This is a genomic window from Candidatus Kapaibacterium sp. (assembly GCA_025059875.1).
In the GTDB taxonomy this organism is placed as follows: domain Bacteria; phylum Bacteroidota; class Ignavibacteria; order Kapaibacteriales; family HRBIN21; genus HRBIN21.
This window is the reverse complement of record JANXCT010000009.1, coordinates 1-23,244: the sequence shown is the minus strand read 5'-3', so window position 1 is coordinate 23,244 and position 23,244 is coordinate 1. Positions and strand designations below refer to the sequence as shown.

Below are 23,244 nucleotides of genomic sequence, written 5' to 3'. Positions count from 1 at the left end.
CAGAGCACGTAGCACTCACTGAAGCGCTGCCTTGCTGCGACGAGGCTATCATTGAGAGAACTCGACCATTCAGCGAGGGACCACGGACTTCTACAGCACGGCGCTCCAACGCCTATCACATTACGCCGGCTACCCCTTCTGATCCTGCACCGCAGTCCGCCTTCTCCGATACTCTCCCCACGCACCCAGGACGAGAGCCAAGAGCACCATGCCATTAAGCCCCAAGCTCACCCACCGCCCACGCTCAAACGCTGCGGAGTGGTAACGGAGCTCTACAGTGTGTGTCCCTGGCGGTACAATGATGCCACGGAAGGCATAGTTTGTCTTGACGATTGGCGCAGGCCGGCCATCAACCGTCGCGTGCCACGCCGGGGGGTAAACGATTTCGCTCAAGAAGAGGAAGTTGTGCCCCGTAGCCGTTACCCGTAGCTTGATGTACTCGTTCTTGTGGACCAGCACCTCTGCTGTAGCCCCCTCGCCAGCCGGTTCTATAGGCTGCGGCAGCGGCTGTTCTACGAAGACCAAGCGACGCGGATCGAAATCTCCACGCCGAAGTCGTTCCAAGATCTGTAGCGGTGGCAGCACGACGACGGTATCTACGAAGAACGCCCGCGGGAGGAAGGCTGTGTTTTCGTATACGTACGTCCCTGTCTGCTGCGAGCGGAATGCTAAGCGGAGGGTCTCAACCTGCAACGGCTGCGGGGACAGCACGAAGCGCACGTTGAGAAGGTTCCACAAGAAGGGGTTGAGCACCACGTTCCCGTTGCCTTCACCAGCAACATCCAGCAGGTCCTGGTAGACCCGCAACTTCGCCGCATGGTAGCCGTGGATGTTCTCCAAAAACCAATAGGCACTGGCGTTCGGCACCGAGCTAGTGAGATCGGCTATCCGGAAGAGTCCCCGCTGCTGCTGGAGGAATTCAATGACGTCTGTACGGCGGAAGACCGTCTCCTCAGGCTTGCGATACTCTACTTCCATCGGCCGGAGGGCCACCCGCCAGAGATCCCACAACAACAGCCCAACGAGCAACACCCCAGCAGTATCCGTCGAGAGACGCCCACGCACGTACCACCAGAGGACACCCAGGGTTGCCAGCCCAAGCAGCGCGGTCATGAACCAGTCGCCGATCATCTCCTGCCAGATGAACGTGTGGATGGCCGGTGGATACTGCTTGCCTGTAGTGCTCTGCGCCACAGCCTCCACGTAGCTCTGCTCGAAGAAGGCCCATACTACGACACCGATGAGCAGCCATGCAGCTAGCCCTGCAAATGCCCACCGGAAGAAGGTTCGCATCGCCGGCTCCGGCCGCTGGCGCCACTGGAGCACCGTGGAGAGCCCAACTGCTCCCAGAATTGGTACTGCCACCTGCACGAGCACCAAGGCCATGCTGGGAGCGCGGAACTTGTTGAAGAGTGGCACGTGGTAGAAGAACAGGTCGAACAGCACCGGGAAGTTCTTCCCAAAGGACAGGAACAACCCCACGAGCGCGCTCGCCATCAGGGCAATCCCGAAAGGATCCCGCCGCAAGCGCCATGCCCCAAGGAACGCCAGCACCAGTACGGCAATCCCCATGTAGTTCGCGGCATCTGTGAAGGGCATCTGCCCCCAGTACGTGTGGAGCATCACTGGACGGTTGTTGCTGAGCGGCCCCTCGTACTCCAGCTTTCCGAACCCGAAGAAGTTCGGGACGAGGAAGGTGATCATCTCCTGAGGGCTGAATGACCAGTTTGTCGCGTACTCGTAGTCCAGTCCGCCCTCAGCAGCCTTTGCCCGCTGGGCGGAATCCAGATGGATCGGCAGGCTCCCACGGGTAGAGTACGGCGTGTACTCCAGAGTGCTCAAGTACCGATCCGCTGACAGCCCGAAGGCAACCACGCCAGCAATCGCGAGAGCCACAGCAGCGCGTATGCTTCCCAGCACGCTCTCCCGACGTACAGCTCGTACCGCGACCCCCGCTAGCACATAGAAGGCGTAGAGGAGGCCGAGGTAGAAGATCATCTGCAGGTGCGATGACAGCAACATGACGTGGAGCACCACCACCAACAGCGCCAACCGCAAGAGCGTGAACCGACGCTGGAGCTGCTCCAGTAGCAGCAAGCCGTATGGCAGCGTCATCAGCGCCCAAGGCTTGGTGTTGTGCCCAATCATGATCCAGGCGATGACGAACGTAGAGAACACCGCTGCCAGAGCGCCCCAGAGGCTCACCAACCGCTCATGCCCGCGAACTCGCAGCAACCAGTACATCCCAATGCCGTAGCCAATGTAGAAGCAGGAAACCCGCGCCGCATCGCTCTTGAGGAGCTCACCCACCAACTGCGTCAGTCCAACAGTGAGCTGCATCAGTACATCCCACCAACGGGTCCCCGTAATCAGTAGCGAGGCAAACGATGGCATGCCGCTGAAGATGTACGGAATCCACTGTGGGAAGCTCCCCTCTCGGCGGGCAGCCTCCAGATACGGTCGGAAGCTCCACGAGGCAATGTTATCCGACGCAGGGAAGATGCCGCCTCCGAAGATGACGGGGGCGAGGAAGACCCAGATTGCCAGCCAAATCAGCAGGCAGAGCGCCACATCGTGGTACCGCTCCGGCAATAGCCGACTCAGCCATGCCCGTTCTGCAGGTTGCTTCCGCTGTAAACGTTGTGTCGTTGCCACTGCTCCCTCTCGTGCTGTCCCACGTGGCCGAACGAAATTAGCAGCTTCCAGAGCGAACCCTTCTCTTCATTACGCCGGATACGGTGGGTCCAGCCGCAATCGCTCCACGTAGCGTGGCATCATTGCACGCCATGTCTGCCAGTCATGAGGCCACTCCGGCCCCCACACCTCCACGGTGTGCCGGATCCCCTTGGCCGATAGAATCGCTGAGAGCTGAAGTGTTGCCTCCGGCCGCTCGTATGTCCCCCGACCGCAAGCAAGGTAGATGTGCCGCCGCTGTCGCAGCAACGGGAGCCAGTGGTTGTCGTTGAGGTTCGGCAGGAAGTGGATCGGCGAATTGAAGTAGCAGTCGTCGTCGAAGTAGCCGTTGCTGTAGACCTGCAGATCGTAGACGCCGCTCAGCGCGATTGTTCCAGCAAAGATGTCAGGCCGCTGGAAGAAGAGGTTCGCTGCATGGAAGGCCCCCAGCGATGCCCCCGCTGTTATAATTGGCTGCGGCCCTCGGCAGTCCGCTACGATGAACGGCACGACCTCCTGCACCACGTAGCGATTGTACGCCATATGGCGGAGGATGCGCTCCCGCGGAGGGAGCGTAGGGTGAAGCCAGCTGTCGGCATTGATGCTGTTGATGGTGTAGAGCTTGCACACCCCCTGTTCAATCCACGGCCGCAGCACCTCGATGACTCTGAAGCGCTCGTACTCCAGGAAATCCGCCATTGCCGTCGGGAAAAGGAGTATGGGCACTCCGAAATGGCCGTAGACAGCAACTGGCATCCGCCGCCTAAGCTGCGGACTCCACCATTCTTCAACCCGCTTCCGCATGGCTGAACCAGTGAAAGACGACGAGCGCAAACTACCAAAGCTCTGCAATTCCTCCCTCGGGGCGCACATGATTCTCCCCGCCTGAGCGTCTCCGCTCGGGAACGACGGACGGGGAGCGATGGAACCCTGGCTTCGCTCGCTGCAAACAGCGGAATCCCGTGCCCCCGATGAGCTCCATGTACTAGACCTCCTCGCGAGCTTGGAGCAAGCCTACTACTGGCTGCGGAGCCATGTAGAAGCCACCCCAGCGGAAGCCCTCTGGTGGGGACCCGCCCCGAACATCCCCTCTATCGGAACCCGCCTCCAGCATGTCATCCGCTCGAGCAAGCGGCTGGCGGCATATGCTCTCTCGCCGGCACCCGATTACGAAGCCCTCTCCGCAGAGGCCCAGCGCGATTGGATTCCGGAGCCAACAAGCAAAGAGGAACTGCTGGCTGAGCTGTCGGCAACCTTCTCTGAGCTCCGCAGCCGTGTAGCAGCGCTGACAGCCCCGGCACTCTCGCAGGAATGCTTCGTCGGCCGACGCCGCATCCCAGTGCGTCGCTCTGCCATCCTCCACCACATTGCCGAACACGCTGCTTACCACGCTGGCCAGCTCATCCTCCTGCTGCGCCTCTGGCAAGCCCAGCACCGTGGGAACTCGAATGGCTAATCGCCTGGCCCATGAGAAGAGCCTCTACCTCCGGCAGCATGCCGAGAACCCCGTAGACTGGTATTCCTGGTGTGAAGAAGCCTTCCAACGAGCCCTGCAGGAGGATAAGCCAATCTTCCTCTCCATCGGCTACTCCGCGTGCCACTGGTGCCACGTGATGGAACGGGAGTCCTTCGCCGACCCCGAGGTTGCCCAGGTGCTCAATGAGCATTTCGTGTGCATCAAAGTCGACCGCGAGGAGCGCCCCGATATCGACGCTTTCTACATGCAAGCCTGCCAAGCCATAACCGGCCATGGAGGCTGGCCACTGACGATCGTCATGACCCCTTCCAAGCTACCTTTCTTCGCCGGTACGTACTTCCCGAAGACGGACCGCTACGGGCGCCCTGGACTGCTGACAGTACTACGCCAGATTGCTGAGCTGTGGCGGACCCGACGGCAGGACCTATTGTCGTACGCCCAGCGTGTGCTGGAGTTCCTCCGCACCCACCGTCAGCCCCTCGGCAGCCATCCTACCAGCGAGCTGCTGCAGCGCGCTTACGAGCAGTTAGAGCGGCAATATGATCCCCGATACGGCGGCTTCGGCGGAGCCCCCAAGTTCCCGATGGTACCGCAGCTCCTCTTCCTGCTGCGCTGGTGGTACCGCACGGGAGAGCCAAAGGCCCTCCAGATGGTGGAGTACTCCCTGCAGCAGATGCGCTTCGGTGGACTCTACGACCACGTCGGCTTCGGGTTCCACCGATATGCCACCGACGAGCGGTGGCGCATCCCGCACTTCGAGAAGATGCTCTACGACCAAGCGCTACTCTCGCTGGCATATGCTGAAGCACACCAAATCCGCCCTTCCCCGCTCTGGGCGCAGACAGTGCGCGAAGTCATAGCCTACTGCGAGCGAGAGCTTCTAGCCCCAGAAGGCGCCTTCTACACCTCCGAAGACGCTGACAGCGCCGGCGAGGAGGGTGCCTTCTACCTCTGGAGCGATGCAGAGCTGCGGCACCTCCTCGCGGATCAAGAGTACGAGTTCTTGCGCTTCGCCTTTGGAGTGGAGCCGTACGGGAACCTGCCCGAACTAGGACGGAATCACCTCTTCCAGACTGCACCGTGGGAAGCCCTCGGCGAGCACTTTGGCCTTGCTACCGAAGCACTCCAGCATCTTTGGGAGACCATTCGGCAGAAGCTCTTCGCCTACCGCCAACGCCGTGTGCCACCCCAGCGGGATGAGAAGATCCTCACCGACTGGAACGGGCTCATGCTGGCAGCCCTCTGCACCGCTGCTCGAAGCCTCGGCGATGAACGCTACCAAGCCACGGCCTCCCGGACAGCAGGCTGGTTCCTACGGTGCTGGAAGGAGCATGGGGTGCTCTTCCACTGCTACGCCGACGGTTCTTGGAGCGTGCCTGGGCTGCTGGACGACTACGCGTTTCTGCTGTGGGGACTTGTAGAACTCTACGGCACACAGCTCGACGTTGCCGTGCTGGAAGCGGCCCTCCAGATTGGCCAGCAACTCCGCGAACGCTTCTGGGATTCCACTACCGGCGCCTTCTACCTCACCAGCCCCTCCACGAACGAACTGCCACTACGGTACCGTGAGGACGCCGATGGAGCCACTCCTTCTGGGGCAGCGGTGGCTTGTTGGAACTTCCTCCGCTTGGCGCATATCACCGGCGACACCCAGTGGCGGACTTGGGCAGAAGAGGCGCTCGCAGCAGCACCGGCAACCGTGCAAGAGGCTCCGATGGCCTTCCCCGGCCTTCTCATCGCTCTGGACATGGCCTACGGACCAACGTCGGAGATCTGCTTCTTAGCAGAAACCCCCAGCGACGGCCTCTCGAAACTCATCCGGGAAGCCCATCGCCACTTCCTTCCGCGGAGTGTCTTCCTCGGTGCCGCCGGGAAAGACGCCGTTGAGAGTTTCCGCCGCTTAGCCCCGGCATATGCCCAATACCCGCTCCTACCGGAGCCTGCCGCACATGTCTGTGTTGATGGCGCTTGCCAACGGCCCATTACGACAGCAGAGGCGCTCCGCGAGCTTTTACCTATCCGGCAAGCAGAGTAAGCTCCTGGCAAGGGCCGGACTGCCTATCCGTTCTGCTGAGAGCCCGTTCAGCACAGAGCATCAGTTGGCTCGCCAACTCATCGCACATGAGATACCCTCGCCAGTTCAGCCACAGCCGATGCGGGGTTCGTAGCCGCACGACCCCTAACTCCTCCCATTGCGCCAGGATTGGAGCGGCCTCCATTGCAAGGTCTATCCCAAACTCCTGCCGAATGCGGTCAAAGCGCAGACCGTCGGAGCGCAGCCCCAAGAAGACAAGCTCTTCCAATCGCTCCACCGCGCTGAGATGCTCAGAGCCGGCAATTGGGAGTTGGCCTTGGCGGATGAGCTCCTGGTATTGACGCAAGCTTCGGACGTTCCAATAGCGGCGTCCCCTCAAGTACCCATGCGCTGAGGGACCCAGCGCAACGTACTCTTCAGCATGCCAGTAGAGCAGGTTGTGCCGGCATTCGTATCCGGGCCGAGCGAAGTTGGAGACCTCATAGTGCAGGTACCCAGCATCTTGCAGGAGATGAACTGCCAACTCGTACTGTGCCACATCCAGCTCCTCCGAGACGGGCGCAACCTCCCCGCGCTTCCAGCGGGCGTAGAGTGGTGTTCCAGGCTCCCAGATGAGGCTGTAGGCAGAGATGTGCTGCGGAGCCAGTGCGATCGTTCGTTGGAGCGTGGTCAGCCATGACTCCACTGTCTGCCCGGGCACCGCGAACATGAGGTCAATGTTGATGTTCTCGAAACCAGCCCGCCGCGCCCACTCTACAGCCAGCTGTGCCTCTCGCACCGTATGGATGCGCTCCAGGAAACGCAACTCCTCGGGATGGAACGACTGGACCCCGAAGCTGAGTCGTGTCACTCCCAACTGCCGATATGCCCGGAGCCGTTCCTCTGTCACGGTCCCAGGATTGCATTCCATCGTCCACTCCACCTCTGGCTCCCAGCGGAAGATGCGGTGCAGGCGTTCCACGATCCGCTCCAACTGCTGCGGTGACAGCAGTGACGGCGTGCCGCCACCGAAGTAGACGGTAGCCACAGGTTCGGCCACAGCTTCGGGAATCTGTTCCGGCAAGAGCTCTATCTCGCGGCAGAGCACATCAACGAACGGCCCTATCAGCTCCGGGCGCTCGACCGAGTAGAAGTCACAGTAGCAGCATTTGTGCTCGCAGAAGGGGATATGGAGGTAGAGCCCACGCATCAGTGCAGGAGCGTCCCAATCCGATTCCATCGAATGCGCCCATCCTCGGCCCGGGAGTAGTAGACCATCACCGCCTTACCGACGATGGCCCTCCGGGGAACCGGGCCCCAGTGGCGGGAGTCCATGCTAGCTCGGTAGTTGTCGCCCATGAGGAAGACATGGTCATGCCGCACAACGTAGTGCTCTGCCGGACGGCCATCGACGTAGATGCTATCTCCCACCACGACCACACCGGCTCCATCGCGCTGTAGGATTGGCAACCACTCCAGGGCTGAGGCGGCTGAGAGTGGGATGACCATCCCACGGCGTGGGACGACGATCCTCCGAGGCCGTTCACGCATTCCAGGTAACCAGTACGCCACCCGATTGATGACCAGAGTATCGCCAGCAAACCGTAACGTATCCCCCGGAAGCCCGACGACACGCTTGACGTAGTAACTGACCGCCTCCGCGCTATCAGGGAACTCAGCGACGACAACGTCCCACCGCTGTGGGGAGCGATACCACCACCGCAGTTCCGCAGGGAGCTGGAATGCCAGTAGCGGCAATCGCTCCGGCAACCCCACTGCATAGGCGATTCGGCTCACCACAACGTAGTCCCCGGGCAGCAGCGTCGGCACCATGGAAGCTGAGGGAACGTAGCAAAAATCTACCACCACGGCTTTGAGGAGTAGGCCCACAACTAACGCAAACCCTGCCGCCTCCAGGACATCTCGGCCTCGAAGCCAGGGCCTCTGGGTGCGGATAGAGGGAGCCTGCCGTCGTTGAAACAGAGCAACGTGCGCCGACACACCGCGCACGTAGCTACCTAGGCGGAACACCAACTGTAGGCGCATCAGCGAACGAGAGTTCCTATGCGCCCCCAGCGAATGGTCACCAGCTTCTCCAAGAGCGGCGCCACCGGATCCCATGACCAGTAGACCATCATCGGCTTGCCGACCACGTTCTCCATCGGGATAAAGCCCCAGTAGCGACTATCCTCACTGTTGTCACGGTTGTCCCCCAGCCCGAAGCAGTAATCGCGCTCCACGACGTAGAACGTGGTAGGCACGCCGTCAATCAGGATCTTTCCATCCCGGACCGCCACACTATGGCCCTCCCGGCGGATGAAGATGTCCCACTCCAGCAAGTTCTGCAGACTGAGCCAAATGGTGTCACCACGCCTAGGAACACGGATTGGGCCGTAGTCATCGCGCGTGTAGCCCCGACCGCGGGGAAAGGTCCGGTACTGATCGCCCGGCGGAGGCGGGAGATTCGTCACCAGAGCTGTCGGCGGCAGAGGCTGTTCCACACCGTTGACAAAGAGACGCTTCTGCCGAATCTCCACCGTGTCACCGGCAACAGCAACGCAGCGCTTGAGGTAGTACTGGAACTCCCGGGGTTCTACCTCGTCGCGGTACCCTGGGAAGATGAACACAATGATATCGCCTCGCTGCGGCTGCCGCAGCCCTGGTAGGCGCAGGTACGGCAGCGCGATGTTGAGGAAGGGGATCATCTGCGGCGTAGAAGGACCGAAGACAAGCCGGTTGACGAAGAGGAAGTCCCCGGCCTCCACGGTGTTCTCCATAGAACCTGTAGGGACGACAAAGGAGGCGACAGCCAGCCCGTTGATGATCATCACGATCACCAACGCCCCTAGCAGGCTTCGGAACCAGGAGAATATCGCCTCCTGAGCCGACTTCGGCTTCCGGCGTTGCTCCTTACGCCGCCGACGTGCTTCGCGGTACCGCTGCCATGCCAAGAGTAGGATCTGGCGGACTTCCATCTTCACTTCTCAATGCTGAGCACGGCCAGGAAGGCCTCCTGCGGAATCTCCACACGCCCGATCTGCTTCATACGCTTCTTCCCCTCCTTCTGCCGCTCTAGGAGCTTCCGCTTACGCGTGACGTCCCCGCCGTAGCATTTGGCCAAAACGTTCTTCCTCAGCGGCTTGATCGTCTCCCGAGCAATCACCCGTGAACCGATGGCCGCCTGGATTGCCACCTCGAAGAGCTGCCGTGGGATAAGCTCCCGCAGCTTCGCACAGAGCTTCCGCCCCCACTCGTAGGCCCGCTCTCGGTGGACGATCATCGAGAGGGCGTCCACCGGCTCGCCATTGATGAGGATATCGAGCTTGACGAGGTCACCCGGACGGTAGCCAATGTGCTCGTAGTCAAACGAGGCGTACCCCTGCGAGACCGACTTCAGCTTGTCGTAGAAGTCGAAGATGACCTCCGCAAGTGGCAGCTCAAACTGCAAGTCAACTCGGGTGGGAGAGAGGTACGACATCCCCGTCTGCACGCCCCGACGGTCCATGCACAGGCGCATGATAGCACCGATGTAATCGGTCGGGGTGATGATCTGGGCGCGGATGTACGGTTCGGCGATCTCCTCAATGTGGGTCGGAGGCGGCATCTGGGCAGGGTTGTCTACGTAGACGATCTCCCCATCCGTGCGGAGGACCTGGTAACGGACGTTCGGGACCGTAACGACGATGTTCTGCCCGAACTCCCGCTCAAGGCGCTCCTGCACGATCTCCATGTGGAGGAGTCCCAGGAAGCCGCAGCGGAAGCCGAAGCCAAGCGCCGCAGAGCTCTCGGGTTCGTAGACAATCGCCGCATCGTTGAGGGCTAACTTGGCCAGCGCATCCCTCAGCTCTTCGAAGTCTTCAGCATTGGCCGGGTAGATGCCGCAGAACACCATCGGTTTGACTTCGCGGAAGCCCGGCACTGGCTGTGCGCATGGCCGTTCTGCGTGAGTGACAGTGTCGCCAACCTTTGTGTCTTGGACGCGCCGGATGTTGGCAACGAAGTAGCCTACCATACCAGCGCTGAGCTCACCCGTCCGCTGGCGCTTGAGCTGCTTGATGCCGACCTCATCTACTTCATACACCTGCTGGGTCGCCCAGAACAGCACCTGGTCACCTTCCCTCAGAGTACCGTCGAAGAGCCGCACATAGACAACCACCCCGCGGTAGGGGTCAAACATGGAGTCAAAGATGAGCGCCCGTAGCGGGGCCTCTGGATCTCCTTGTGGCGGAGGGATTCGTTCAATGATCGCCTGCAGCAACCGGTCAATCCCCGTACCGTGCTTTGCCGACACCAGCAGGACCTCTTCAGGGCGGCATCCAATCAGGTCCACGAGCTGCTGCTGGACTACTGGGATCATGTCGGCGGCGTTGGGGAGGTCTATCTTGTTGATGACCGGAATGACCTCCAACCCAGCTTCCACGGCCAAGTAGAGGTTGCTGATCGTCTGGGCTTCTATCCCCTGGCTGGCATCCACGACCAGGATTGCTCCCTCGCAAGCTGCCAGAGAGCGCGAGACCTCGTAGGAGAAGTCCACGTGCCCTGGCGTGTCGATCAGATTCAAAAGGTACTGCTGGCCGTCGGGCGCTGTGTAGCGCATCTGTGCCGCATGGAGCTTGATCGTGATGCCACGTTCCTGCTCCAACGGGTTGTCGTCCAGGATTTGGTCCATCACCATCTCCCGGGAGCTCACGCTGCCGGTCAGTTCCAGCAGCCGGTCGGCCAAGGTTGATTTCCCGTGGTCAATGTGGGCGATGATGCAGAAGTTTCGAATGTGCGAGAGCTCCATGCTAGCAGCGCACGGCGCTTTTTCGTTGCGAAAAGCAAAATTAGGAGCTCTCCTGCATGCGGTTGCTGCACGGTGATAAACAATGCCGTCCGCAATGGAAGAGACGTCCTACAGGACCTCCCGTCAGCGAAATCGCCGTCTGGGAGTACCTCGGTCTTGGCAGCAAACAGAGTATTTTCGTAAGTGCCACTGCCCGGATGGCGGAACTGGTAGACGCACGGGACTTAAAATCCCGTGGGGCGCAAGCCCCGTGCGGGTTCGACTCCCGCTCCGGGCACTTCACCGCCGTTCAAAGAGCCGCTCTACCTCTTCCCAAGGGAGCTCCACGATTACGGGACGCCCGTGGGGGCACACGTAAGGCAGACGACATTCCTGGAGCTGCTGGAGGAGCGCTTGCATCTCTGCTTCTGTGAGGAGGTCACCTGCCTTCACCGCTGCTTTGCAGGCCATCGTTGCCAGTAGCCACCCGACCACTGAGCCTGTAATCAAAGGTCTCTGCTGTTGGTACGCTGCTAAGAGCTCCCGCAGAGTCTGCTCCTCCTGGCCCGAAGGGAGATCAGCAGGCGCTGCAGTGAGTTCGTAATCTCCCGAGGGCAACCGCTGGAGCTCAAAGCCCGTAGCGTGGAGAGCCTCCCACAGCTCTTCCACGAGCGCCCTCTCAGCAGGGGAGAGAGCTATCGGCAGGGGCAAAAGAAGCCGCTGAGGTAGCCGCTGGCCCAATTCCCAGGCCTGGCGGAAGCGCTCGTAGAGAACACGCTCGTGCGCGACATGCTGGTCAACGAGCCGCAAGCCTTCCGCCGTCTCCCAGAGGATATAGGTCCTGCGGATCTGCCAGCACCGCACTGCGAGTGTCGGCGCAAGGAGGCCAGACGCAAGCTCTGCGCCTGCAGGGACCCTGTTGAGGACATGCCGAGTAGCGTCTCCGCTCGCCGAAATTCGCTCCCCACGGCCTCCTCCAACACTCTCTTGTCGCAACCCTGGCCTTGCGGGAGCTATGATCTCACCCGTTAGCCGATTGACTAGCAGTTGCTCTCCCTCTCGGGTCCGCTCCACTGTCATTGGAGCATGAGCGAACTCCACTGCCACGATGGGTGCTAAGTGGTACTGCCGGAGCGTCCCCTGGACTGCCTCCAGCATCGCAGTGAAAGCACGCTGCTCATCTTCGAAGCGGACCTCGTACTTCTGCGGGTGCACGTTCACATCCACCTCCTCTGGGTCCACTTCTATGTGGAGCACGAAGACAGGGTAGCTACCCGTGTCCAGGAGCTGCTCGTACGCTGTGTAGACTGCATGACTGAGCCCCTTGTGCCGAATCCAGCGGCGGTTGAGGAACAGGAACTGATGGGTCCGCGAGGGGCGGCTCACCTCTGGATGCCCGATGAGTCCCCAGATCCTAAGACCCTCCGTACAGTACTCAACAGGCAGCATTCGCTGGGCGAGTTCATCCCCAAAGAGGACGGCAAAACGCTCCTGGAGCATCCCTGGCGGGACATCGAACAGCAGAGTACGCTCATCGTTGAAGACAAAGCGGACATCGGGCTGCCCCAAGACGAAGCGGGTCATCATGTCAGCAATCAAGCGGAACTCGGTAATGTCGGAGCGGAGGAACTTACGCCGAGCTGGGACGTTGTAGAAGAGATTCCGAACGAACACCTGCGTCCCTTTCTCGCAGGCATACGGCTCTACTCGCGGCTCCCCTTCCGGCTCGGAGAGGAGGCGCCAGCCGACAGCGTCTTCCGCTCGCCGCGTTCGGATCTCTAACTGTGAAACGGCAGCAATCGAGGCCAAAGCTTCGCCACGGAAACCCAGCGTACGAATCCGATGGAGGTCTTCAAGACTCCTCAGCTTACTCGTAGCGTGACGCTGAATGCAGAGGAGGAGGTCAGGGCGACTCATCCCACAACCGTTGTCCACGACGTGGATGAGCCGTTTGCCCCCGCCATGGACTGTGACGGCAATCGTTGTCGCCCCTGCATCAAGAGCATTCTCTACCAGCTCCTTGACGACCGACTCTGGCCGCTGCACCACCTCGCCGGCAGCAATTTGGCTTACCACGAAGTCGGGCAAAATCCAGATACGCCGCTCTTCCATCGCCCGGGACCTATCACCTTGCCGGCAGTATGACGCACCGCTTCTGCTGTCATTGCCATAAGCCCTTCAGGTGCTTCTCCTTACTTTTGTGGCCCTCGAGTTTGGTGCTAGCTAGCCAGGGTAAGCTGCCATGCCCCACTATCTGCTGCCTCCACTTGGACTCAACACATGCCGTTTCACCTCTCCGCACGATTCCCAGCAGCTTATAGAAGCAGCCTGGCGCAGTGGCGTCCGGCTCTTTGCCTCTGCTCCTAGTGACGACGATGGATTTGGTCAGACCATTCTGGGAGACTGGAGTACACAAACGGGCCAGCAGCCACTCGTGCTTGTCGCTCTCGGGCTTGTGGAAGGAATCCTCTATCATCGGGCCCTGGAGCGTGAACACGAAGGACGCCCTTACCCTGAATTTCTCCGACTCCGCGAGGGGCTTGGCTACTGCATCCATCCTGAGTTCCTCCAAGAGCAGCTCGCCGAATGCTATCAGCGGCTCCGACAGGGGGCAGTAGCGGGAGTCATGCTCCAGACCCCCGAGACCTTCCTCCAATGGGCCCGTATGCAGGGACTCCCCGAGGACGAAGCTGTCCATGAGCTCCTACGTCGCTTAGAACAAGCGTTCGCTTTCTTGGAGGAAGAGGCCCGCCGAGAAAGGCTCGGTGCATATGGCATCCAATCCGAAGCACTCTTGTCTTCTCCGGAAACACCAATCCCACTGTCCCTACCAGAGCTTATTGCCGTTGCTAGTTCAGCTGGAGGGGAACACCACCGCTTCCGCCTGTTGGCAATTCCCTTCAACCTCTTCGAGGCTGCTGCGGCAACCGAGACGGTCATCGAGGGTCGGACGCTACTGGAGTATGCAATGGGCCAAGCCCTTCACGTCATTGCTTACCGTCCGCTCAGCGCCCGTTTGGGTCAGCGTCCAGTGCTCATTGCAGAGCCTCCTGTAGAGAAAACTACGCTCGTCTCCGTCGAACACATCCGGGGTCTGCTTCGGGAGTTCCTGCGTACAGAGACCCAGCTCTTGCGCCTCCTCACAGAGCAGCCCCTCAACGGGGTCCAGCGAGAGATGCTACGAGAATCCCTAACGCTAAGCCTCTTTTTGCAAGACCACTGGCACGAGTTTGCCAGCTACGAGGACTGGAGCCGAGTTCGACAGGGCTACATCACTGAGCGGCTGCGTTCGCTGAGCGATATAGTAACCCCGCTCTTGCAGACGGAGCGTGCCCGCCAAGAGTGGGAGCACTACGTGCAACGTCTACACCAAGCGCTGGCGGATATTGGACGCCTCTATGCCGCCCGCGCTTGGGAACGGGCCCGCCACCTGCGGACAGTACTGGAGGATGCTCTCCACGTACCCATCCCCCCCGTCCCCTTAGCACAACTAGCCATAGCGCTCGTCCAGCGAACGGAGGGGATTGGGACTGTTCTGGTCTCGAGTACCTCCCCAGACCACATTGCCGAGAACGCATCTGCCGAGCGACTTCAGCTTCCCGTGTTGCAACGCCAACATTGGCTCCGCCTACGCGCCGCCGAAGCGGTCTTAGAGCACGGCTTCTGAAGTCGTCAGGGGCTTTTCCGCAAGAAGGTCTGCCCCCAACTCGTTCAGCACATCTTGGCTCTACACTCCCAAGTGGATTCCCGGACAGCAAATCTCCCGCAGAGTTGCCAGTACCGAGAGGACCGATAGCAAGCTTGTACGAGGATTCTGAGGATGCGGGATGTTGCGCACCGTGATGCTGAGCTCTCCAAATGCGCCGCGGATGTAGATTTCATGAACGTTTAGGGTCAGTCGTGGGTCTGCGATGATTCGGACCAGCGTCCTCTCGGGCCCAATTCCAGCAAGGCTCAACGTCGCGGCGATGTTGACGTTCGTGGGGAAATAACGTATGGCTTCACGAGCAGGACCTTCGTACACCACTACAGGCTCACGGATCTCTGAAGGATGGAGCTGGAGCCACTCTGTGAGCGCCTCAGGTGCCAATGCATGCGGAGGTTTGCGGGTGGTCAGGAGAACTCCCTCGATCTCGCCTCAGAATGCCGCAGCCTTCAACCCATCAATCCCGGCAATTCCTCCAGAAGGGATATAGAGCCGACGCCCACATTCTTCTGCCACAGCTGGCAGCTCAGAACCAGGTGGTTCTAAGAAGGCTCCTACGCTGAGAATGAGGAAGTCACACCCCGCCTGAAGGACTTGCTTGCCGTATTCGTGGACTGCCGCTTGGGAAGCTGCCTCTACGACTAGGTGCAGCTCACTGCCATCGAGCAGCTCCCCTACACTCGCCGCTACCTTAACGGACATCGGCACAAGCGATGCAACCGCCCGCGCCCGCCCCTCGTCGCGGTCGCAGACAGCCTTCAGCACTCCACCCGGTACCTCACCGTGAGCAAATGCCTCAGCCACGCTAGAGCCTATAGCCCCACAGCCAATTAGCCCAATCCCGATCTCATTCCCCATTGGGCACCTTCGTCAGGTTTGCCCCCGTTCCCCCTTGCGTTTTCGTCCTACCCAAGGGCTGCTTCCAGCACGACCGCTATTCAAGCACTACTACTAGGCCAGCCACCCCTATGCTTGCTGCCGCCACTTGATACTACACCCAATTGCCGGATACTGAGGATATGGCACCGGACGCCCTGCTAGGAGCGCATCCAACGCGGCTCGCAAGTCCTCCCCTGTTACGGGAAGACCGTTGTTCGGGGTAGAAGCATCAAACCGTCCATGGTAGAGCAGATGTAGCTCAGCGTTAGTCACAAAGAACTCTGGGGTACACTGGGCTCCGTAGGCACGGGCAACCTCTTGGGTCTCGTCGAACAGGTATGGGAAAGGATACCCCAACTGTTGCGCTATCTCCCGCATCTTCTCTGGGGAATCCTCCGGATACGTCTCTGGATCGTTGGAGTTGATAGCGATGAAGGAGACCCCCTTCGGAACGTACTCACGTGCCACCTCTACAAGCTTCGGCAAAATGTGCTTGACGTACGGGCAGTGGTTGCAGATGAACATAATGACCGTAGCACGCTCTGACTTCAGCTCTTGTAGTGAGCGCTTTTGTCCCGAAACGACGTCCAGCAGTTCGAAATCGGGAACCTTCATCCCCAGCGGTATCTCGCGCGACTGAACTGCCATTGTCGCTCCTCCTGCTCTCTGCTACCGGTACATCCCACCTCACAAAACTACACCACTGTCAACTCATAGACAATGCCGAATCCAGCAGGCACACTTACCCTTTACCCTCCCTTACGGCGCCCGCTCGATACCCAATAGCCACCTACTGTAGCCCAAAGCCAACTCGAATCAACATAGCAAGATGAACTCGAAGCCTGTAGCTGTGTAGTCCTATCGCACGCACACACTGACATGCAGACTAGCCTGCCACTCGCGCTCTCTGCGGCCGATAAAGCCGTAGCTTTGAACTTCTAAACGGTGCACTGAACGTGTAAACGGTGCGCTGAACGCGCTGACAACGACAGAGCCACCATGGTGCGTAACTTTCTGGAACACCTTGGGCTCTATACCGACCTCTATGAGCTGACGATGGCCCAAGGATACTTCGTCAGTGGTCGTGCTGAATCGCCAGCAGTCTTCGAGTACTTCTTCCGTACCAACCCCTTCCAAGGGGGCTACGTAGTCTTCGCCGGTCTGAGCGAGCTAGTAGAGCTCCTCCTCTCACTCCACTTCGGTGAGGATGACCTCCTCTACTTACGCCAACAGGGCTTTCGGGAAGATTTCCTGGAGTACTTACGCACCTTTCGCTTCCGCGGCACTATCTGGAGTGTCCGGGAAGGGGAGATCGTCTTCCCGCGAGAGCCTATCCTCCGGGTCGAAGGGAGACTGCTGGAGGCCCAACTTGTGGAGACTCTCGTTCTGAACCTCCTCAACTTCGCCTCGTTGATCGCAACGAAGGCCATGCGCATTCGGTGGGTCGCAGGTCATCGCTTCGTTGCCGACTTCGGCCTCCGACGTGCCCAAGGCTGGGGCGGAATGCTGGCCAGCAAGGCTTCCTATATTGGCGGGGCAGATGCCACATCTAATGTCGCCGCTGGAATGCTCTACGGCATCCCTGTCACCGGGACTCAGGCACACTCTTGGATTCAAAGCTTCGGGGATGAACTGGAAGCCTTCCGCACTTTCGCTCAGCTCTACCCTGACCGCTGCGTACTCTTGGTAGACACCTACAACACGCTCTCCAGCGGCATCCCGAACGCTATCCAGGTAGCTCGGGAGCTGGAAGAGCGTGGCTATCGCCTACTGGGCATTCGGATTGACAGTGGCGATCTCGCAGCTCTGAGCCGCCAGGCCCGCCGCATGCTGGATGAGGCAGGACTCCAGTACGTGAAGATCTTCACCTCCAACCAGCTCGACGAGTATCTCATTCGAAGCCTCCTGGAGCAGGGAGCACCGATAGATGGTTTCGGCGTCGGCACCCGGTTGGTGACAGCTTACGACTGCCCCGCACTGGATGGCGTCTACAAACTCGTGGAGTACGCCGGTAGACCGACGTTGAAGGTGTCGGACGACTTCACAAAGATTCTCCTACCGGGGCGCAAGCAGCTCTTCCGTTACTACGCCAGCGACGGCTCCTTCGTTGCTGATGGAATAGCCCTTTGGCATGAACCAGTTCCCCGTGAACTCTACCATCCCTTCTTCCCCATCCAGCGAATTGCGGTAGAAGGCTTGTATGCTGAACCTCTTCTAACCCCAGTGCTCCAAAACGGGGAGCTTTGCTCCCCTCTGCCTCCCCTTTCGGCAGTCCGCGAATACGCAGCGGAGCGCTTCCGCCAGCTTCCGGACGTCCACAAGCGCTTTGAGAACCCCCACATTTACCCCGTCGGGATTAGCCGCTCGCTGATGGAACTTCGTGACAGACTGGTCCAGGAGGCACTTCGTCTTCAGTAATCGCTCCTGGTTCCCCCAACGACCCCGAGTGCAGCCATGAAGGCTCTCCTGGTTGTCGACGTACAGAACGACTTCTGCCCCGGAGGCGCTCTCGCAGTACCTGAAGGGGATGCGGTCGTCCCGGTTATCAACCGGCTTATGGATGCCTTCCCGCTGGTGGTGGCTTCTAAAGACTGGCATCCCGCAGAGACGACGCACTTCCAGAAGTGGCCTCCACACTGCGTCCAGGGTACCTGGGGAGCTGAATTCCATCCGCGCCTGAGAACAGACAAGATCGACCAAGTCCTGCTCAAAGGAACAGGCACCCAGGACGATGGCTACTCGGCTTTTGAAGCCACAAATGTCAACCTAGCTGAATACTTACGCCAGCAAGGAGTGACGGAGCTCTACATTACCGGGCTAGCCACGGACTACTGTGTCCGGGCCTCAACGCTGGATGCCCTCCGAGAAGGCTTCCGCACTTATGTTGTGACTGATGCTATCCGAGCTGTTAACGTGAATCCGGGCGACGGAGAGCGAGCACTGCAGGAGATGCAGCAGGCTGGAGCCATCCTCATCAGTTCTGAGGACATCCTCCAGCCACAGGCAGCGTAGCTTCACTGCTTTGGGACAGCAATCTCGTATGCCTGCCCGCTCGGCGGCTCCGGCAGCTGGGGCTTGAGGATCCAAGGATTGAGGAGGCGAACATCCTTGTACCGTGCTCCTTGGAGCCGAGCCCACTCTACAAGGTCGGGAATCGCTCCCTCCCACCGAACATGCCGAACAGCAGGGGCCGAGTATCGCTCTGACCGCGGGATCTCGAGACCGTACCGCCGGGCGTGCTCCATGACATGCTTGATTGCGATGATGCGGTAGATGTAGCGGGTGGTCTCTTCGTTGAGGAAAGCGTCGTAGAAGCTGCTGACTCCCTGGGCTTGCAACTGCATCTGCAAATTCTCGTGCCCCATGTTGTAACCCGCAACGGCCAGCGTCCAATTCCGAAAGAGCTGATATCCCTGTTGCAAATAGCGTATGGCCGCAGCGGTGCTCCTTTCCGGATGGCGCCGCTCGTCCACAAATTCGTCTACTCGCAATCCCATTGCTCGCGCCGTCTCTGGAATGAACTGCCACAATCCCACGGCTTGCTTCGGCGACTGGACCGTTGGCAAAAGAGCGCTCTCAGCAATCGCAACGTACTTCAAGTCCAATGGCATCCCTGCCCGTCGAAGCGCTTCTTCAAAGAGAGCAAAGTAACGTCCGGCACGCTTCTGGTAGAGTACGATCTGCCCTGGCTGCTGCAGCAAGACGTAGAGCTCTCGCTCTATCCCCTCCCGCACTTCAGGGAGCTCCAACGGCACCGGTTCTCCACAGAACTCTAAATGCTGTGGCAACCGTACGGCTGCTATCCACTGCGTCCGCGCTCGCTTCTCCCTCGCCACGGCCACATCAGCGACTGCAAGGCAACACAATACGCAGCAGACAAGAGCAGACCATTGCATGGGCTATCCCCCGCAGAGCTCTCTTCCACTTGGCAATTCTATTACACGCTCGCACCATGAGCGCTCGTAGTCGGCATTAGTAGCAACGAGCACAATCCCGCCCTGTTGGCGGTGCTGCGCAACCAACTCCGCTACGGCCTCTCTACCGGCAGGATCCAGCACTGCTGCCACCTCATCCAGCACAAAGACGAGCGGTTTATGGGCAACTGCTAAGGCTACACGGACGCGTTGCTGCATCCCCGTGGAGAGCGTCCCAATCCTCTGTTGTGCGACTCCTTGCAACCCGAGCCGCTCCATCAGAGCTGCCGTCTCTTTTTGATCCCACTGCATCCCCCGGAGGCGCAGACTCAGCCCCACGAGTTCCCAGGGTGTGAATTCAGTATACAACTGCAGAAACGGCGCGACCACACCAACGGCCCAACTGAGGACTTCCCGCGGTGCGTACTGCTGACCGCGGAGCATAGCCCAAACCCTCCCCTCTGTCGGTTCGGCAAGACCACAGAGCACCTTCAGTAAGGTCGTCTTCCCAGAACCATTCGGACCAACGACAGCAAGCGCTTCGCCCGCACTGAGACGAAGCGTAACATACCGAAAGACCCATCGGCCAGGCACATATGCCTTGCCAATCTCTGCGGCTTCCACAGCTATCACGGCTCGGCCCAAACGACCAGTTTCCCCCACTCCTCGTACCCAGCGACGCGCAAGCGATAAACGTATACCCCCGACTGGAGCGAACCAGGGACAATGCAGCAGGTCATCCGCTCCCCATCGGCCTGGACACGAGCAGCAAACCCTGCTACCCGAGTCCACGCGGGTGTATAGAGTTCCACCTCCGCTGACTCCTCCAATCTCACCGACGCCGGTACTGGCAAGCAGAGCTTCTCGTGTCGGCCCACGAGATACGGTTGCGGGTATGGCCTGCTGATGACTTGTAGCGGGAACCCAGCATTCCAGAACGTGTGGTAGCAGAGGGTGTGGTTGCTCTCCCACCGTATCCTGTATGGTGTCCCCGGCAAGGGGTCACCCTGGGGGAGCATGCCGAAAGCCAGTGTGTAGGTTACGGCTGAACTGTCCCGCGAGACTACAGCGCCCGTGTTGGGATAAGAAAAGGCAACGTCCAGGGTGTCCGGTGTCCGGCTCCCATCCTCATGTCCCACCAAAACCCGAGCGAAGCGGAACTCAAACGGAAGCAGGCGCCCCGTGTGGACGAAGGCTGGCGCGACAAACCGTTCGGCTACGGCAAATCGCACCGTCGGAAAATCCGCAGCGCGTGGGAAATACCCCGGCCGCGCTCGTTCCCCAGTGTAATACATCCACGGCAAGAACTGGCACCATGCATCTGCCAAAGTAATCCCCCCGACCTGCTGCAAAGCCGTATCTAAAGCAGCATACGGATGGGCCCCTCGCCCAATCCCCTCCCACATTCGGCGGAGCACTCCGTCTCCCCAACGCACGTAGAGGTACTGCCCGAAGACAGCAAACCGGTACCCTAAGCTTGGATTATCGGCCTCTCCGAAGACGCATCGCTCAGGCGAATGGAACAGCTCAGGCAAGAACTGCTCGTAATCTCGTGTGTCCGGAAAAACGCGCCACTCCATGAAGGTACTGGCCAGCTCGTAGAGGAGCACTCCGTGCTGAGCGATGCCGTAGTTGCCGAACTGAATGGCATGGTACAACTCGTGTGCAATCGCTATCCGGAGAGCCCGCACACCTGTCTCTCTGTAGGTAGGGCGCCGGTTGGAGGAATCCAAAGGGCTGTAATCGTTGTCCAAGAGGAGAAACGAGGAGAAGCAGGGGTAGACGCCATGCGGGAGCAATTGCTCGGGCACGGTCTCCCCATAGAGTCCGCGCCCTCCCAAATCAACGAAGTAAACGTCGTACGCCGAAGATCCCCCTCTGCCACTGTCCAATGGTGGCGGTGGATACTGGAGACTGTCAACGAGAACAGTGTAGACATACCGGAGCAGAGCAGCAGCCGTGTCAAGGTAATCGGGAAGGCCATTCCTATCGTAGTCACCAGAGGGCACAGCATCCCTCCCCGAAAGGGCGTAGTGGAGCCGAAAGCGGCCGTCGGGAGTCTCGTACCAAAAGGGAAGCATCGGGCGTTCGCTGGAGAGCTCCTGCTGCTGGTAGTGCAGGTGCCGATCTGCAAAGGCACAGCGCCCAGCTACCCCTACGTACGATAGCCAGCATAGCTGGAGTAGCCCCACACTAGCCTTGGCAAAAAAAGAGCCCACCCCGTGGACCCGCCACAGAGTGGGCTCCCCAGAATGTCGAACGATCACCGTGCAACGATCATGAGCTGCCGGACAACCCCTCGAGCAGTCTCAAGCTGGTAGATGTAAGCACCAGGTGCAAGCCCCAGGGCTGCAACGTCCAAGCGTTGGCTGTACTCTCCAGCTGCAACGACACCCTCTGACAGGAGAACGATCGGTCGGCCGAAGACATCCAAGATGCTCAGCCGCATCCAGCCACCCTCTTGGAGGCGGTATCGAATGGAAGCACTTGCATTGACCGGATGCGGCGCCACTGCCCACAGGATGTTCCCTCCATGCGACGCCTGCTCGACAATACCTGTGAGCCGCAGCACTACCCTGTCGCTAGTATCTGAGCCACATTCGTTGCTCACAACGCAGAAGTAAGTACCCTCGTCCGAACGGGCCATGTTAGGAATCACGTACGTAGAGCTCGTGGCCCCTGACAGCGGGACTCCATCTCGGTACCACTGATAGCTCAGCGGAGGTTCGCCTGTTGCTTGTACACTCAATGTCACCTGCGACCCTGGGGCAAAGGTCCCGCCTTGTGGGTGCTGCGTGATCTGAGGCGGCTCCTTGACGCGGACCGTGACAGGATCGGTTCGCACCGTTCCGCAGGTGTTCCGCACCTCCACGAAGTACGAAGCTGTCTGGGCTGCTACGTCTTGATACGTAGGCTGCGTCGCCCCAGCGATTGGGACATTATCCCGATACCACTGGTACTGCAACGGAGCAGTCCCCGTTGCCTCCACCTGCAGTGTGAAACTCGCACCCCGGCATACTGCTGTGGCAGTCGGAGCAGTCGTGATCCTTGGTCCAACGTTGACCTGCAATCTCACCCGGTTAGAGATGACATTCCCACATGGGCCAATGATAACACACCACCATTCCCCCGTATCTGCAATTGTAGCAGTAGCCGTGTACGTCGCCTGCACAGCCCCAGGGACGATTGTGCCATTGTGGTACCACTGATATCCTGTGATCGTCCCCGTCGCCTGAACCAAGAAGCTGAACTGTTGTCCTTCGCACACCGTCTGGGCTGCTGGCTGCTGGGAAATCTGAATCGCCTCGGCGACCTCTACCTGGGTTTGTGCCTCCTCTGCCGCTCCAGAGGGCACTGTCGTGACAACCACCGTATAGACCCCAGCATCGGACGGCACCACTCCAACGATTCGCAGGGTATTGGTCTGGGCCCCACTAATCCGGCCACCGTCCGCCAACTGGACACCATCTTTGTACCACTGATAGCTCAGCCCGGACTCTCCAAGCGGAGGTTCTGCCTGCACTGACAAGATGAGAGTATCGCCCACACACTCCCGTAGGTTACTCGGTGGACGCTGCTTGATGATAGTACCTGCCGCAAAGGCAGCGGCAGTGACTACCAGCCACGCCATAGCAAGTCCCGTTGCTCCAATAGAGCTCCTCCGTACCATGGAACCCTCCTTGTTGCTCGGACATTTACTCGTCGTAACCACAAAAATACAGAGCCGGCAGGGGAAGAGCTTTCCCCTGCCGGCTACTCCTTACCGTACCACTACCACTACCCGCTGCCCGACAACCCTCCCCTGTCGCTCCACCT

The 23,244-nt window shown here is 59.8% G+C and carries 19 protein-coding genes and 1 tRNA gene; 6 read left to right on the top strand and 14 right to left on the bottom strand.

Annotated elements, in window-relative coordinates:
• Positions 1-129: 129 nt before the first annotated feature.
• Positions 130-2,655, bottom strand: a complete 2,526-nt coding sequence (locus tag NZ960_08025) for a YfhO family protein (protein MCS7177537.1) — start codon at positions 2,653-2,655, stop codon at positions 130-132.
• A 69-nt stretch (positions 2,656-2,724) separates the two neighbouring features.
• A complete protein-coding gene (locus NZ960_08020) occupies positions 2,725-3,477 on the bottom strand; it encodes an alpha/beta hydrolase-fold protein (protein ID MCS7177536.1) in 753 nt (250 codons plus the stop codon).
• A 118-nt stretch (positions 3,478-3,595) separates the two neighbouring features.
• Between NZ960_08020 and NZ960_08015 the strand changes: the two genes are divergently transcribed.
• Together NZ960_08015 and NZ960_08010 are read left to right on the top strand one after the other, a co-directional pair.
• Entirely contained in the window at positions 3,596-4,129 is a 534-nt protein-coding gene (locus tag NZ960_08015; GenBank protein MCS7177535.1) for a DinB family protein, read from the top strand.
• A complete protein-coding gene (locus NZ960_08010) occupies positions 4,122-6,185 on the top strand; it encodes a thioredoxin domain-containing protein (GenBank protein MCS7177534.1) in 2,064 nt (687 codons plus the stop codon). Before NZ960_08015 ends, NZ960_08010 begins: the two co-directional genes overlap by 8 nt.
• Here the strand turns inward: NZ960_08010 and hemW are convergent.
• From hemW to lepA, 4 genes are read right to left on the bottom strand one after another with little or no spacing between them, the layout of a single operon-like run.
• Positions 6,166-7,404, bottom strand: a complete 1,239-nt coding sequence (gene hemW, locus NZ960_08005; protein MCS7177533.1) for a radical SAM family heme chaperone HemW — start codon at positions 7,402-7,404, stop codon at positions 6,166-6,168. The two genes, NZ960_08010 and hemW, sit on opposite strands and share 20 nt — an antisense overlap.
• Positions 7,374-8,210, bottom strand: coding sequence for a signal peptidase I (lepB, locus tag NZ960_08000; GenBank protein MCS7177532.1), 837 nt, complete (start codon positions 8,208-8,210; stop codon positions 7,374-7,376). The genes hemW and lepB (NZ960_08000) overlap by 31 nt, the downstream gene beginning before the upstream one ends.
• On the bottom strand, positions 8,210-9,139 hold the full coding sequence (lepB, locus tag NZ960_07995) for a signal peptidase I (protein ID MCS7177531.1): 930 nt from the start codon (positions 9,137-9,139) through the stop codon (positions 8,210-8,212). The genes lepB (NZ960_08000) and lepB (NZ960_07995) overlap by 1 nt, the downstream gene beginning before the upstream one ends.
• 2 nt (positions 9,140-9,141) lie before the next feature.
• A complete protein-coding gene (gene lepA / locus NZ960_07990) occupies positions 9,142-10,950 on the bottom strand; it encodes a translation elongation factor 4 (protein ID MCS7177530.1) in 1,809 nt (602 codons plus the stop codon).
• 191 nt (positions 10,951-11,141) lie between these two features.
• On the opposite strand from lepA, the gene NZ960_07985 reads away from it, so the two are divergent.
• Positions 11,142-11,227 (top strand) — tRNA-Leu (locus NZ960_07985).
• 2 nt (positions 11,228-11,229) lie between these two features.
• Here the strand turns inward: NZ960_07985 and mutL are convergent.
• Positions 11,230-13,041 (bottom strand): DNA mismatch repair endonuclease MutL, encoded by a 1,812-nt coding sequence (gene mutL / locus NZ960_07980; GenBank protein ID MCS7177529.1) that lies wholly within the window; start codon positions 13,039-13,041, stop codon positions 11,230-11,232.
• Positions 13,042-13,171: 130 nt separating this feature from the next.
• On the opposite strand from mutL, the gene NZ960_07975 reads away from it, so the two are divergent.
• Positions 13,172-14,596, top strand: a complete 1,425-nt coding sequence (locus tag NZ960_07975; protein ID MCS7177528.1) for a hypothetical protein — start codon at positions 13,172-13,174, stop codon at positions 14,594-14,596.
• A gap of 60 nt (positions 14,597-14,656) precedes the next feature.
• On the opposite strand, the gene NZ960_07970 is transcribed toward NZ960_07975, so the two are convergent.
• The 3 genes from NZ960_07970 to NZ960_07960 form a co-directional block, all read right to left on the bottom strand.
• Complete coding sequence (locus NZ960_07970; GenBank protein ID MCS7177527.1) at positions 14,657-15,019, bottom strand: DUF108 domain-containing protein; 363 nt, start codon at positions 15,017-15,019, stop codon at positions 14,657-14,659.
• A gap of 48 nt (positions 15,020-15,067) precedes the next feature.
• The gene (locus NZ960_07965) at positions 15,068-15,493 is read right to left on the bottom strand and encodes a Gfo/Idh/MocA family oxidoreductase (GenBank protein MCS7177526.1); all 426 of its coding nucleotides are present in this window, start codon (positions 15,491-15,493) and stop codon (positions 15,068-15,070) included.
• A 108-nt stretch (positions 15,494-15,601) separates the two neighbouring features.
• Positions 15,602-16,162, bottom strand: a complete 561-nt coding sequence (locus tag NZ960_07960; protein MCS7177525.1) for a thioredoxin family protein — start codon at positions 16,160-16,162, stop codon at positions 15,602-15,604.
• Positions 16,163-16,513: 351 nt separating this feature from the next.
• Here NZ960_07960 and NZ960_07955 point away from each other — a divergent pair, with 351 nt between their 5' ends.
• Both NZ960_07955 and NZ960_07950 read left to right on the top strand, forming a co-directional pair.
• Entirely contained in the window at positions 16,514-17,932 is a 1,419-nt protein-coding gene (locus NZ960_07955) for a nicotinate phosphoribosyltransferase (protein MCS7177524.1), read from the top strand.
• A gap of 36 nt (positions 17,933-17,968) precedes the next feature.
• Complete coding sequence (locus tag NZ960_07950) at positions 17,969-18,526, top strand: nicotinamidase (protein ID MCS7177523.1); 558 nt, start codon at positions 17,969-17,971, stop codon at positions 18,524-18,526.
• A 2-nt stretch (positions 18,527-18,528) separates the two neighbouring features.
• On the opposite strand, the gene NZ960_07945 is transcribed toward NZ960_07950, so the two are convergent.
• From NZ960_07945 to NZ960_07930, 4 genes are all read right to left on the bottom strand, one after another.
• Positions 18,529-19,350: a lytic transglycosylase domain-containing protein gene (locus tag NZ960_07945; GenBank protein ID MCS7177522.1), complete on the bottom strand. Its 822-nt coding sequence runs from the start codon at positions 19,348-19,350 to the stop codon at positions 18,529-18,531.
• 63 nt (positions 19,351-19,413) lie between these two features.
• Entirely contained in the window at positions 19,414-20,061 is a 648-nt protein-coding gene (locus tag NZ960_07940; GenBank protein ID MCS7177521.1) for an ABC transporter ATP-binding protein, read from the bottom strand.
• On the bottom strand, positions 20,058-21,647 hold the full coding sequence (locus tag NZ960_07935) for a hypothetical protein (protein ID MCS7177520.1): 1,590 nt from the start codon (positions 21,645-21,647) through the stop codon (positions 20,058-20,060). Before NZ960_07935 ends, NZ960_07940 begins: the two co-directional genes overlap by 4 nt.
• Before the next feature lie 44 nt (positions 21,648-21,691).
• Positions 21,692-23,059, bottom strand: a complete 1,368-nt coding sequence (locus NZ960_07930) for an immunoglobulin domain-containing protein (GenBank protein ID MCS7177519.1) — start codon at positions 23,057-23,059, stop codon at positions 21,692-21,694.
• Positions 23,060-23,244: the final 185 nt, after the last annotated feature.